Source organism: Streptomyces ziwulingensis (genome assembly GCF_039542605.1).
GTDB lineage: Bacteria > Actinomycetota > Actinomycetes > Streptomycetales > Streptomycetaceae > Streptomyces > Streptomyces ziwulingensis.
Map to the genome: position 1 here is coordinate 18,186 of NZ_BAABIG010000097.1, position 12,832 is coordinate 31,017.

A 12,832-nucleotide genomic window follows, 5' to 3' on the forward strand; every position below is an offset into this window, starting at 1 on the left:
CCCATGGCAACGCTTGAAATCCGAGACCTGCACGTCACCGTCGAGGCCGACAACGCCACGAAGGAGATCCTCAAGGGCGTCGACCTCACCGTGAGGCAGGGCGAGACGCACGCCATCATGGGCCCCAACGGCTCCGGCAAGTCGACCCTCGCCTACTCGCTCGCGGGTCACCCCAAGTACACGATCACCGGCGGCACCGTCACCCTCGACGGCGAGGACGTCCTGGAGATGTCCGTCGACGAGCGCGCCCGCGCCGGCCTCTTCCTCGCCATGCAGTACCCGGTCGAGGTCCCCGGCGTCTCGGTCTCCAACTTCCTGCGCACCTCCGCCACCGCGATCCGCGGCGAGGCCCCCAAGCTGCGCACCTGGGTGAAGGAGGTCAAGGAGGCCATGCAGCGCCTCCACATGGACCCCGCCTTCGCCGAGCGCAACGTCAACGAGGGCTTCTCCGGCGGTGAGAAGAAGCGTCACGAGATCCTCCAGCTCGAACTGCTCCGGCCGAAGGTCGCGATCCTCGACGAGACCGACTCCGGTCTCGACGTCGACGCTCTGCGTGTCGTCTCCGAAGGCGTCAACCGCGTCCGCGAGACCGGCGAGGTCGGCACCCTGCTGATCACGCACTACACGCGCATCCTGCGGTACATCAAGCCCGACTTCGTGCACGTCTTCTCCGCCGGCCGCATCGTCGAGTCCGGTGGCGCCGAACTCGCCGACAAGCTGGAGAACGAGGGCTACGAGGTTTACACGAAGGGTGGCGTATGAGCGTGACGCAGTTGCCGGGCCTTCTCGACACCGAGGCGATCCGCAAGGACTTCCCGATCCTGGACCGCCAGGTCCACGACGGGCGCAAGCTCGTCTACCTGGACAACGCGGCGACCAGCCAGAAGCCGCGCCAGGTGCTGGACGCGCTCAGTGGGTACTACGAGCGCTCCAACTCCAACGTCCACCGCGGCGTGCACGTCCTCGCCGAGGAGGCCACGGCGCTGTACGAGGGCGCGCGGGACAAGGTCGCGGAGTTCGTCAACGCGCCCTCCCGCGACGAGGTGATCTTCACCAAGAACGCCTCGGAGTCCCTCAACCTCGTCGCCAACATGCTCGGCTGGGCCGACGAGCCCTACCGCGTGGACCACGAGACCGAGATCGTCATCACGGAGATGGAGCACCACTCCAACATCGTGCCGTGGCAGTTGCTCGCGCAGCGCACCGGCGCGAAGCTGAAGTGGTTCGGCCTCACCGACGACGGCCGGCTCGACCTGTCCAACCTGAACGAGGTCATCACGGAGCGGACGAAGATCGTCTCCTTCGTGCTGGTCTCCAACATCCTGGGCACGCACAACCCGGTCGAGGCCATCGTGCGCCGCGCCCAGGAGGTCGGCGCCCTGGTCTGCGTCGACGCCTCCCAGGCCGCGCCGCACATGCCGCTGGACGTACAGGCCCTGCAGGCCGACTTCGTGGCCTTCACCGGCCACAAGATGTGCGGTCCGACCGGCATCGGCGTCCTGTGGGGCCGCCAGGAACTGCTGGAGGACCTCCCGCCGTTCCTCGGCGGCGGCGAGATGATCGAGACCGTGTCGATGCACTCCTCCACCTACGCACCGGCACCCCACAAGTTCGAGGCGGGCACGCCCCCGATCGCGCAGGCGATCGGGCTCGGCGCGGCGATCGACTACCTGAACTCGATCGGCATGGACAAGATCCACGCCCACGAGCAGGCGCTCACCGAGTACGCCGTCGGGCGGCTGCTGGAAGTCCCGGACCTGCGCATCATCGGCCCCAACACGGCCGAGGAGCGCGGCGCCGCGATCTCCTTCACGCTCGGTGACATCCACCCGCACGACGTGGGCCAGGTCCTCGACGAGCAGGGCATCGCGGTCCGGGTCGGACACCACTGCGCGCGCCCGGTCTGCCTGCGCTACGGAATTCCCGCGACCACGCGCGCGTCGTTCTATCTGTACTCCTCGCCGACCGAGATCGACGCACTGGTCGACGGCCTGGAGCACGTACGGAACTTCTTCGGGTGAAGGGCTGGTCGTGAAGCTGGATTCGATGTACCAGGAAGTCATCCTGGACCACTACAAGCGCCCGCACGGGCGGGGCTTGCGGGACGGCGACGCCGAGGTTCACCACACCAATCCCACCTGCGGTGACGAGATCACGCTGCGGGTGCGGTACGAGGGCACGACGGTCGGCGACGTCAGCTACGAGGGCCAGGGCTGTTCGATCAGCCAGGCGTCCGCCTCCGTGCTGAACGAGCTGCTGGTCGGCAAGGAACTGGCCGAGGCGCAGAAGATCCAGGAGACCTTCCTGGAGCTGATGCAGTCCAAGGGCAGGATCGAGCCCGACGACGCCATGGAAGAGGTCCTGGAGGACGCGGTCGCGTTCGCCGGGGTGTCGAAGTACCCGGCCCGGGTCAAGTGCGCCCTGCTGAGCTGGATGGCCTGGAAGGACGCGACGGCCCAGGCGCTGGGCGGCGCCGACGCCGAAAGGAAGACGGTATGAGCGAGACCGTGGAGATGAAGCCGGCCTCGGAGGAAGAACTCCGCGAGGCCCTGTACGACGTCGTCGACCCCGAGCTGGGCATCGACGTCGTCAACCTCGGCCTGATCTACGGCATCCATGTCGACGACGCGAACATCGCGACCATCGACATGACCCTGACGTCGGCGGCCTGTCCGCTGACCGACGTCATCGAGGACCAGGCCAAGTCCGCCACGGACGGCCTGGTCAACGAGTTGCGCATCAACTGGGTCTGGATGCCGCCGTGGGGCCCCGACAAGATCACGGACGACGGGCGCGAGCAGCTCCGCGCGCTCGGCTTCAACGTCTGAGTTCCACCCCGCCGCGCGACGGCCCCCGGCGAACACCGCCGGGGGCCGTCGGCGTACCGGGGGGCCTGGAGGCGCCGCCGGGCGGACCCGCCGGCCGGCTGACCGGCGCGGCGCCGGTCAGCCGGGGGCGGCGGGGGGCCGCGCGGCCCGGTACCTGAGACGCGTCGCGGGCCGGTTCGCACCCGGCACGCCCCGCCGGTTAGGTTGCCCCCATGACCGACACGACTGCTTCCCGTACCACCGGTGCCGTGGCCGCCGGCCTCGCCACGATCGCCGCCGACGGCACCGTTCTCGACACCTGGTTCCCCGCTCCCGAACTCACCGACCAGCCCGGCCCGTCCGGCACCGAGCGGCTCTCCGCCGAACAGGCGGCCGAACTGCTCGGCGGCGGCGCCACCGCGGCGGTCGGCCCGGACGCCCGCCGCGGCGTCGAGGTGGTCGCGGTCCGCACGGTCATCGCCTCCCTGGACGACAAGCCGATCGACGCGCACGACGTCTACCTGCGCCTGCACCTGCTCTCCCACCGGCTGGTCGCGCCGCACGGCCAGAGCATGGACGGCGTCTTCGGCCACCTCGCCAACGTCGCCTGGACCTCGCTCGGCCCGGTCGCCGTCGACGACCTGGAGAAGGTCCGCCTCAACGCGCGCGCCGAGGGCCTGCACCTCCAGGTCACCTCGGTCGACAAGTTCCCCCGCATGACCGACTACGTGGCCCCCAAGGGCGTCCGCATCGCCGACGCCGACCGCGTCCGCCTGGGCGCGCACCTCGCCGCCGGCACCACCGTCATGCACGAGGGCTTCGTCAACTTCAACGCGGGCACGCTGGGCACCTCGATGGTCGAGGGCCGTATCTCCGCGGGCGTCGTCGTCGGCGACGGCTCGGACATCGGCGGCGGCGCCTCCACCATGGGCACCCTGTCCGGCGGCGGCAACGTGATCATCGCCATCGGCGAGCGCTGCCTGATCGGCGCCGAGGCGGGGGTCGGGATCGCCCTCGGCGACGAGTGCGTGGTCGAGGCCGGCCTCTACGTCACCGCCGGCACCCGCGTGACGATGCCCGACGGCCAGATCGTCAAGGCCCGCGAGCTGTCCGGCGCGTCGAACATCCTCTTCCGCCGCAACTCCGTCACGGGAGCGGTCGAGGCCCGCCCGAACAACGCGGTCTGGGGCGGCCTGAACGACGTCCTGCACAGCCACAACTGACCGCCCGGCAGGTCGTCACCACGGCGACGGGCGGATTCCTACCGCCGAAGGCGTGACCTCGTGGTGGGTTCGGCAGATGAACGGGTGGACGTTTCCGTCCGATCAGAGGCCGAACCGACGAAACGAGGACCTGGTATGACGAACGAGCGGGCGAGGACCGTGGCGCGCCGGCTGACCGGGGCGGGTGCGGCGGCAGTGATCTGCTGGCTTCCCGCGGGGGCCGCGCACGCCGACGAGACGAACGCGGACTCGCACAACGGCCACCGGGTCGCGCTGGTCAACATCGGCCAGGTCGACGACCCGATGGAGGACGTGCTGGAGCACACGCTGCTGTTCGGCGACGGCTACACCTGGCAGTAGGCCGGGGAGCGACGCGGGCCGGGGCCGCCGCCCCGGCCCGTCCGTGTCCGCGCGCGGCCGGTCAGCTCGCGACCAGCCGCTCGTACACCGCCCGCAGCCCGTCGGCCGCCTCCCGGCCGGCGGGCCGCAGCGGCGCCCGGACCGGGCCCGCGGGCAGGCCGAGGCCGTTCAGCAGCGACTTGGCGGTGACGGTCCCGGGCAGCGCCGACGCCATCATCGCCTCGATCAGCTCGCCCGCCTGCCGCTGCCGCCGGGCCGCCTCGGCGGTGGCGCCCGCGTCGAAGGCGTCCAGGACCGCGCGCATCCGGTCCGGCACCACGTTGGCCACCGTGGAGACGTAGCCCGCGCCGCCCACCGCGTACAGGGCGAGGGCGTACTCGTCACAGCCGGCGTAATACGCCAGCTCCGTGCGCCGGAGCACGCGTTGGGTGCCGAGAAGGTCGTAGGCGCAGTCCTTCACGGCGACGATCCGCGGGTGCTCGGCGAGGCGGACCAGGGTGTCCGGCGCGATACGGGTGCCGGTGCGGCCCGGGATGTCGTAGAGCATCACCGGCAGGTCCGTCCGGTCCGCGATCTCGCGGAAGTGTGCTTCCAGGGCGTCCTGCGGGGGCCTGCTGTAGTACGGCGTGACCACGAGGAGGCCGTCCGCCCCGGCCCGTTCGGCCGCGCGGGCCAGCTCCAGGGTGTGCCGGGTGTCGGCGGTGCCCACCCCGGCCACCACCGGGACCCGGTCGCCGACCGCCTCCTTCACCGCCGTGATCAGCGCGGACTTCTCGGCGTCCGTGGTGGTCGGCGACTCGCCCGTCGTCCCCGACAGCACCAGGCCGTCGCAGCCCCGCGCCACCAGCCGGCCGGCGAGCCGCGCGGCGCCGTCGAGGTCCAGGGCCCCCTCGGCGGTGAAGGGCGTGACCATGGCGCACAGGGCGCGGCCGAAGGGCGCGCAGGGGGGTGTCGTCATGGGTGCAGTGTCGGCGGTCCCCGGCTGCGGCTCCAGTTAATTGCGCTACGGGGTAACGGTAAGCGTTGCTGAAGGGACGGCCGCCCGGACGGCCGTACGGACGGCCGTACGCCTGCCCCGGGCCGCCCGCTGCGGGCGGGGTAGCGCCGCCCCGCCCGGGGTACCCGCACACCTGCCGAAGAGGGGCTCCGCAGCGAGAGTTCGAGGAGAGGGCGTACCGATGACCGAGCCGAGGAGCGGGGACAGCGACACGGCGACCGGAGCCGACGGCCCCGACGAACTGCGACGACAGATCGAGCGGACCCGCGGCAGGCTCGGCCACACCGTCGAGGAGCGAGCGGACGAGGCGGAGGTGAGGGGCCGTGCCAAGGCCCGCGCCGCCGACCTCGGGGACCGGGCCGGTGCGATGACCGTGCAACTGCGCGGCACCGCCGCGCAGGCGGGACCCGCCGTCCAGGACGCGGTCGGCCCGGCCGGCCGCGGCACCCAGGACAGGGCGGTCCGCGCCGGGCACGCGGTGGAGCACCGGACGCCCGACCCGGTGCTCGACGCGGTCCGGGCGAGGCGCGAGGCCCCGCGGCCGGTGCTGGCCGCCGCCGCGGTGGCGGGGGCGGTGGCGGGCGCGGCCGTCGTGTCGGGCGTGCTGCGGCACCGCCGCGCCCATCGGTGACGGCAGCGGCGACGGGGACGGCGACGGCGCGACGGACCGCGGGGCGCTTCCTTGACCTCAAGTGTGGTCGAGGTCGGACAGTGGTGCGCGTACCCGACGCACACGCCCTCTGGGAGGCCCGGCATGACCCGCCGCAGCGACGCGCACCCCGATCTCGCCCGCCCCGACGCCAGGGCGCTCTTCTTCAGCACCTGGCGGGTGGGCACCCCCGAACGGCAGCGGCAGGCCGTGGCGGCGATCGCCCGCACCTGGGAGCGCCGCCCCTGGCCCGCCGGTGACCTGCGCGGCTACCACGTCTACACCGGACACGACGGCGAGACCCTCCTGCACCACTCGCGGTGGGCGAGCGAGCAGGCGTACGAGGCGTTCGTCAAGACCCAACGGCAGGAACGCGTCGACGAGATCGACACCGCCGTGCCGGACATCGAGCGGATGGGCCTCGGGCGGTACCGGTACTACCGGGGTGGCACCCGGCGGGACGGGGACGGAGCCGGGCCCGTCCCCGGGTGCGTCGTGATCGTGGACGTCGAGTTCGAGGGCCCCGACCCCGCGCGGCAGCGAGCCTGGGTCGACGCCGTCTTCGAGGCCCTGGCCACCGACCCGCGGCCCCGCCCCGGAGGGCTCTCCGCCCACTTCCACCTCAGCACCGACGGCACCAGGGTCCTCAACTACGCCGAGTGGGAGAGCGCCCGGGCCCACATCGACGCCCTCGCCGGGCCGGGTGACGGCGTCGGCTCGCCGACGCCCGAGTGGGAGCGGGTGCGGAAGTGGCCCGGCCTGAGGAGCAGTGCGGTCAACCGCTACGACCATGCCCTCGGCCTCGTGGCCGACTGAACCCGCCCCCGCCCCCCGCCCGACGCCGGTTACGGACGGAACCGCAGCACCTGCGGGTCGTGGTCGCTGATCTGGTCGTGGAACTCGGCGTTGAGGTGCACGCTGTCGTAGGCGAAGTCGCCGCCGCGCCGGATCGAGGGGCTGACCAGGATCTGGTCGAGGGCCTGGCTGTTGCCCTGGTAGACGTACGAGTAACGCTCACTCCTCGGCAGCGACTTGACCGCCGACCACAGCGCCCCGTCGTCCTCCAGGAGCCTGGTGGTGGTGGAGAACTCGAAGTCGTTGATGTCGCCGAGGGTGACGACGTCCGCGTTCCTCTGGGTGTCGAGGATGTCCTTCACGAAGGTGTTGACGGCCCTCGCCTGGAGGTGGCGCTGGGTCTCCGAGATCCGCGCCGGGGGCTGGTGACGGGAGGTCAGCCCCTGGTCGCCGCCCTTGGAGGCGAAGTGGTTGGCGATCACGATGACCGTCCGCCCGCGGAAGACGAACTCGCCGGCCAGCGGCTTGCGGCTGTTCTCCCAGGCGGGGTCCGCCGGGTCGACGCGGCCGGGGGAGAGGGTCAGGGCGGCCTTGCCGCGCACCTTCGTCACCGCCGTGGCCGTGGTCGCGTCGCCGCCCGCACGGTCGGTGAAGGAGACCCGCTCGGGGTTGAAGAGGAACACCTGGCGGATGTTGCCGCCCGGCTCGCCGCCGTCGGCCTTGTCGACCGGGTCGACGGAACGCCAGTCGTAGCGCGGGCCGCCGGCCGCCACGATCGCGTCGATGAGCTTCGCCACCGTCGCGCCGGCGGAGACGGTGCCGTCGTCGGTGGCGCCGTTGTCGTCCTGGATCTCCTCCAGGGAGACGATGTCGGGCGAGCGCAGGTGGTCGGTGATCGCGGCGGCGTGCGCGGCGAAGGTGGCGTCGGACGGGTCGAGGTTCTCGACGTTGTACGTCGCCACCGCCAGCTCGTCCCGCTGCTGGGCGCGGGTGGTCTCCCGCTCGGTGCCGCCCTCGCGCAGCGTGCCGAGGGCGCCCGCCACCAGCGTGTAGCCGCCGAACTGGTTGTAGTCCAGCGGGCCCGCGGTGGTCCCGGCGAGGGTGTCGCCGACCTCCGCGTCGGGGAAGTCGGCGACCGCGCCGAGGGACTGTATCTGGAGCCGGCCGGTGTTCTGGGAGCCGTACGAGCCGTAGACCGTACCGCCCCTGCGGTTCGGGTTCTCGGCCGGCTTCACCGTGACCCACAGCTCGGTGTACGGGTCGGTGGCGCCCACCACGCGGGTGTCGGAGACCTGGACGTTCATGCCCTCCAGGGACTCGTAGTAGTCCAGGGCGTACCTGGCCGGGCGCAGCGGCAGCGCGTCGACCGAGCCGTCTTCGGCGGCGTCCCCGGCGGGGGTGTAGGCGCGCGGCACCGAGCGGGCGGTGATCCGCTTCGCGGCCGGGACCGGGTTGCCGCCGGAGACGACGGTGACCGTCGGGCGGGTGATCTCGGTCAGTGTCTGGTTGCCGGAGGAGGCGCCGCCGGGGACGTACTCCGTGACCGTGCCGGAGACGGTGACCGCGTCGCCGACGGCGACCTTCGGGGCGGAACCGGTGAAGACGAAGACGCCCTCGCTGGTGGCCGGGTCGGCGTCCGGGGACGGGTCCTGGAGCCAGAAGCCCCGGGACGAGCCGTAGCCGCGGACACCGGTGACCGTCCCGGGCACGTCCGTGACCTGCTGACCGGCGTAGGGGGAGAGCCGGGTGGTGCCCTGGATGTCGTGGACGCGCACGGAGTCCGCGTGCGCGGGCGAGCCGGTGACGACGAGGGTGGCCGCGGAGCACACGGCGGCGACGGTGAGCGCGGCGAGACGCGCGGACGACTTGCTCGGCAAGGGATCCCTCCGGGGACGTGACGAGGCGCCGGGACGAGGTGCCGGGACGAAGACGGGGCCTGGGACCGGCGTGGAACCCAGGACCAGCGTGGAACCTGGGACGGGAGGGGAACAGAGGGCCTTGAGCGAACACTTGTCCCCCTACTTCTACGCGCGTCAATCTGCTGCGCGGCCACGCCGGTTGTCAAGGTTTCAGCCATGTACGGCGACCGACGAGGAGATGAACCGGGCGGCATGGGTGGAAACCCGTCTAGGCTGAGCGGCTGAGCCGTACGGCGTCCAGGTGGCCGCACGGCCGTCGAGGCGCGCGAGGAGAAACAGCCGATGTCAGACAGCTCCACCCTGCCGCCCGCCCGGCTGCGCCCCGACGCGGAGCTGGCCCGAGCGGCGCTGTCCACCCCACTGCTGTCCCGGGCCGCCCGGCTCGCCCGCTGGGCCGGGCCGGACACCCGCGTCGACGCCGGGGGAGGACTCGTCGAGGAGCAGGTCGGGGTGGCCGCCGAGGTGCTCGGGCTGAGCGGCGACGACGCCGCCGCGGACACCGGCGAGGCGTGGCGGATCGCCGTGGACACCGGGCTCGTCGAGGTCGTCGACGAGGAGGCGGGCACCGTCGCGGCGGGCGCGGACCTCGCCCTGCTCACCGGCGGCTCCCCCGAGGACGTGCTCGGCGTGTGGCTCGCCGCGCTGGAGACGGTGCTCGCCGACGCGAGCGTGCCCGACCTCGGCGCGCTGGTCGACGCGATGGCCGACGGCGACGGCGAGCTGGACCTGTCCGCCCTGGACTGGGACCCCGAGGCCGAGGCGGAGTTCCTCGACGGGGTGCTCGGCAACCTCTACCTGCTCACCGTCGGCGAGGACACCGCCGACGACGCCCCGGTGCCGCTGCCCGCGCTGGCCGCGTCCGTGCTGGTGCCCGGCGACATGGACGAGCCCAGCAACGACGTACTGGAGCAGGTCTCCGACGCGATGATGCGGCTGGACGACCAGTTCCGGCTGCTGGAACCGGTCGGACTGGTCGCGTACCAGCCCGTCGACGAGGCCCTCATGGGCGACGCCGACGAGGAGCCCGCCGAGCCGGCCGAGCCCGTCGACGAGACCGACGTCTCCCGCTACGGCATGGTCCGGCTGACCCCGCTCGGCCTGTACGGGCTGCGGGCCCGCCTGCTGGAGGCGGGGTTCTCCGCACCGGCCGTCGGCGACCTGGCCGACAAGGGCGCCGACGCGCTGCTCGACGGGACGGCCACGTTCGGCCCGGCCGCCGCCCACGCCGAGACCGAGCGGTGGCTGACGCGCCGCGAGCCCCTCGGCGCCGCCCGGGAACTGCTGGCGGCGGCGCGCGGCGCGGACGCCGGGGCGCCGCTGCGCCGGCTCCACTGCCAGCAGGCGCTGGCCCTGGTCGGCAGCGAGGCCGAGCCCGCCCTGCGGGAGGTCCTCGACGACGCCGAACTGGGCGGGCTGGCCCGGGTGTGGCTGGCCGAGCACGGCGCGCGGGACGTGCCCGCCCCGCCGGAGGAGATGATCTTCTGGCTGACCATCGACACGGTCGCCGCCCAACTCGCCGCCGAGGGCAACTCCGAGGAACTGCGCGCCCTGGTGCAGGGGCTGGCCCGGCAGCACAGCGGGTTCTTCGACACGGCCTGGCGGGTCGACCACCCGGCCACTGCGGACGTCCTGGAGGCGATGGGACGGCTGCACCCCGACAAGAAGATCGCCAAGGAGGCCCGCAAGGCGGCCTTCAAGGCACGGTCCCAGCAGGGGGGCTGAGCGGGGAGACCGGGCGGGACGTCCGGCGCGGACGGATTCACGCAAGCGGGTCCCGGGGGGTCGCCCGGTGTTCAACCGGCGTTAAGCGGCGGGCGGGACCGTGGCGCCGCACCCCGCTCCGCCGCCCCCGCCGTCCGGCACTCCCATCCGTCACAGGAGACACCATGTCGCTCAGCCGCAGGGACTTCGCCAAGCGCTCCGCGCTCACCGGGGCGGGGGTCGCGCTGACGGGCAGCGTCGGCGCCCTCGCCACCGCCCCGAACGCCCTGGCCGCCACGGACACCGAGAGCGTCGGCCAGGACGAGGGGCACACGGCCGGACGCGGCCACGAGCACGGCGGAGCCGGCTACGGACCGCTGCTCCCCGACCCCGAGGGCCTCCTCGCCCTCCCCGCGGGCTTCAGGTACCGCGTCCTCACGTACAGCGGCCGCACCAAGCTGGAGTCGGGCGAGTACACCCCCTCCCACCACGACGGCACCGCCACCTTCGACGGCCCGCGCGGCACCACCCTCCTGGTCAACAACCACGAACTCGCCGGCCCCCGCACCCGCTGGCCGCACCCGGTCCCGCTCACCGAGGGCCTCGTCTACGACCCGGCGGCGGCCGGCGGCTGCACGGTCGTCGAGGTCCGCCCCGGCGGCCAGGTCGCCGAATGGGTCGGCATCGCCGGCACCGCCACCAACTGCGCCGGCGGCTCCACCCCCTGGAACACCTGGCTGACCTGCGAGGAGACCGAGGACCGGGCCGGTTCCAACGGCATGACCAAGGACCACGGCTACGTCTTCGAGGTCGACCCCGCCGACCGCCGCGCCAACCGGGACCCCGAGCCGGTCAAGGCGCTCGGCCGCTACGCCCACGAGGCCGTCGTCATCGACCCCCGGCGCGGCCACGCCTTCCTCACCGAGGACGCCTCCAACCCCAACGGCCTGCTCTACCGCTGGACCCCGCCGCACGGCTTCCGGCACGGCCGCGGGAAGCTGCGCACCCTCGCCGCCGACGCGGGCCGGCTCGACGCCTTCAAGTGCTTCGACTCGGGCGGCCGGTTCGTCGACGACCTCTCCCGCGCCACGAGGATCGGCACGGTCTACGGCGTCGACTGGACCGAGGTCCCCGACCGCGACGCGCGCACCACCTCGGTGCGCAAGCAGTTCACCGACGGCCAGGTCACCCGCGCCCGCAAGCTGGAGGGCGTGTGGTGGGCCGACGGCGGGGCGTACCTCGTCTCCTCCTTCGCCCGCACCGAGAGCCCCGGCGCCCCGCACGACGGCCAGGTCTGGTTCTACGACCCGTCGCGCCGCACCCTCACCCTGAAGGTCGTCCTCGGCGTCAACCCCGACCCCTCGGACGCGGCGGGGACCGGCGCCTTCGACGGCCCCGACAACATCACCGTCTCCCCCTACGGCGGCCTGGTCATCGCCGAGGACGGCGAGGGCGTCCAGCACCTGTTCGGCGCCACCGAGAGCGGACGCACCTACCCCATCGCCCGCAACGAACTGAACAACGGCACCGAGGAGGAGCCCGAGTACAGCGAGTTCACCGGCGTCACCTTCTCGCCCGACGGCCGCACCCTCTACGCCAACATCCAGACCCCCGGCATCATGCTGGCGATCACGGGGCCGTGGAAGCGGCACAAGCGCCGCTGACCCGGGGACGGGCGGCCCGCGCCCCGCGGCGGGGGCCGCCCGCGCTCACAGCGCCTTCGCGGCCGGCTTCACCATGCCGCGGACCGTGCGGGACTTGACGAAGTCGCCCATCGCGGTCATGTCCCACTCGCCGGAGAACTGGCGGACCAGCTTGGCCATCATCACGCCGGTCTGGGGCTCGGCGCTGGTGAGGTCGAAGCGGACGAGTTCCTCGCCGGTGGCGGCGTCCAGGAGGCGGCAGTACGCCTTGGCGACCTCGGTGAACTTCTGGCCCGAGAAGGAGTTGACCGTGAAGACCAGGCCGCTGACCTCCTGCGGGATACGGCCGAGGTCGACGACGATCACCTCGTCGTCGCCACCGCCCTCGCCGGTGAGGTTGTCGCCGGAGTGCTTGATCGCGCCGCCCACGATGGAGAGCTTGCCGAAGTAGCAACTGTCGATGTGGTTGCGCTGCGGGCCGTAGGCGATGACGGAGGCGTCCAGGTCGATGTCCTTGCCGCGGTACGCCGGCTCCCAGCCCAGCCCCATCTTGACCTGGGAGAGCACCGGGCGGCCGCCCTTGACGAGGGAGACGGTCTGGTTCTTCTGGAGGCTGACCCGGCCCTTGTCGAGGTTGACCTTCCCGGCGCCGGGCGCGGGCGCCTGGGGAGCCGCGGGCGGGGTCGGCGGGGCGGCCCGGGCGGCCGGGGCGGTCCGCGGCGAGGGCGGCGGCTGGAC

The 12,832-nt window shown here is 72.9% G+C and carries 13 protein-coding genes; 10 read left to right on the forward strand and 3 right to left on the reverse strand.

The window, feature by feature from the left end; translation table 11 throughout:
• Nucleotides 1–3: 3 nt before the first annotated feature.
• The 6 genes from sufC to ABEB00_RS34850 all read left to right on the forward strand — a co-directional run bounded on the left by sufC (nucleotide 4) and on the right by ABEB00_RS34850 (nucleotide 4,390).
• A complete protein-coding gene (sufC, locus tag ABEB00_RS34825) occupies nucleotides 4–762 on the forward strand; it encodes a Fe-S cluster assembly ATPase SufC (protein WP_345624733.1) in 759 nt (252 codons plus the stop codon).
• A 2-nt stretch (nucleotides 763–764) separates the two neighbouring features.
• Nucleotides 765–2,021 carry a cysteine desulfurase gene (locus ABEB00_RS34830; RefSeq protein WP_345624746.1) on the forward strand — a complete coding sequence of 419 codons (1,257 nt, stop codon included), beginning with the start codon at nucleotides 765–767 and terminating at the stop codon, nucleotides 2,019–2,021.
• A 10-nt stretch (nucleotides 2,022–2,031) separates the two neighbouring features.
• The gene (sufU, locus tag ABEB00_RS34835) at nucleotides 2,032–2,499 is read left to right on the forward strand and encodes a Fe-S cluster assembly sulfur transfer protein SufU (RefSeq protein ID WP_345624734.1); all 468 of its coding nucleotides are present in this window, start codon (nucleotides 2,032–2,034) and stop codon (nucleotides 2,497–2,499) included.
• Nucleotides 2,496–2,828 carry a metal-sulfur cluster assembly factor gene (locus tag ABEB00_RS34840; RefSeq protein WP_030677253.1) on the forward strand — a complete coding sequence of 111 codons (333 nt, stop codon included), beginning with the start codon at nucleotides 2,496–2,498 and terminating at the stop codon, nucleotides 2,826–2,828. The genes sufU and ABEB00_RS34840 overlap by 4 nt, the downstream gene beginning before the upstream one ends.
• Before the next feature lie 212 nt (nucleotides 2,829–3,040).
• Complete coding sequence (dapD, locus tag ABEB00_RS34845; protein WP_345624735.1) at nucleotides 3,041–4,030, forward strand: 2,3,4,5-tetrahydropyridine-2,6-dicarboxylate N-succinyltransferase; 990 nt, start codon at nucleotides 3,041–3,043, stop codon at nucleotides 4,028–4,030.
• A gap of 135 nt (nucleotides 4,031–4,165) precedes the next feature.
• Nucleotides 4,166–4,390, forward strand: a complete 225-nt coding sequence (locus tag ABEB00_RS34850; protein ID WP_345624736.1) for a hypothetical protein — start codon at nucleotides 4,166–4,168, stop codon at nucleotides 4,388–4,390.
• A 61-nt stretch (nucleotides 4,391–4,451) separates the two neighbouring features.
• Here the strand turns inward: ABEB00_RS34850 and dapA are convergent, their stop codons facing one another.
• Nucleotides 4,452–5,348 (reverse strand): 4-hydroxy-tetrahydrodipicolinate synthase, encoded by an 897-nt coding sequence (dapA, locus tag ABEB00_RS34855; protein ID WP_345624737.1) that lies wholly within the window; start codon nucleotides 5,346–5,348, stop codon nucleotides 4,452–4,454.
• 220 nt (nucleotides 5,349–5,568) lie between these two features.
• On the opposite strand from dapA, the gene ABEB00_RS34860 reads away from it, so the two are divergent.
• Together ABEB00_RS34860 and ABEB00_RS34865 are read left to right on the forward strand one after the other, a co-directional pair.
• Entirely contained in the window at nucleotides 5,569–6,018 is a 450-nt protein-coding gene (locus ABEB00_RS34860; protein ID WP_345624738.1) for a DUF3618 domain-containing protein, read from the forward strand.
• A gap of 123 nt (nucleotides 6,019–6,141) precedes the next feature.
• Nucleotides 6,142–6,852: an antibiotic biosynthesis monooxygenase gene (locus ABEB00_RS34865; protein WP_345624739.1), complete on the forward strand. Its 711-nt coding sequence runs from the start codon at nucleotides 6,142–6,144 to the stop codon at nucleotides 6,850–6,852.
• Between the two features lie 29 nt (nucleotides 6,853–6,881).
• On the opposite strand, the gene ABEB00_RS34870 is transcribed toward ABEB00_RS34865, so the two are convergent.
• Nucleotides 6,882–8,708 carry an endonuclease/exonuclease/phosphatase family protein gene (locus ABEB00_RS34870; protein ID WP_345624740.1) on the reverse strand — a complete coding sequence of 609 codons (1,827 nt, stop codon included), beginning with the start codon at nucleotides 8,706–8,708 and terminating at the stop codon, nucleotides 6,882–6,884.
• 324 nt (nucleotides 8,709–9,032) lie between these two features.
• Between ABEB00_RS34870 and ABEB00_RS34875 the strand changes: the two genes are divergently transcribed.
• Nucleotides 9,033–10,472, forward strand: a complete 1,440-nt coding sequence (locus tag ABEB00_RS34875) for a hypothetical protein (RefSeq protein WP_345624741.1) — start codon at nucleotides 9,033–9,035, stop codon at nucleotides 10,470–10,472.
• Nucleotides 10,473–10,636: 164 nt separating this feature from the next.
• The gene (locus ABEB00_RS34880) at nucleotides 10,637–12,115 is read left to right on the forward strand and encodes an alkaline phosphatase PhoX (RefSeq protein WP_345624742.1); all 1,479 of its coding nucleotides are present in this window, start codon (nucleotides 10,637–10,639) and stop codon (nucleotides 12,113–12,115) included.
• A 45-nt stretch (nucleotides 12,116–12,160) separates the two neighbouring features.
• On the opposite strand, the gene ABEB00_RS34885 is transcribed toward ABEB00_RS34880, so the two are convergent.
• Nucleotides 12,161–12,832: TerD family protein (locus ABEB00_RS34885; RefSeq protein WP_345624743.1), on the reverse strand; the 672-nt coding region annotated here is incomplete at its 5' end.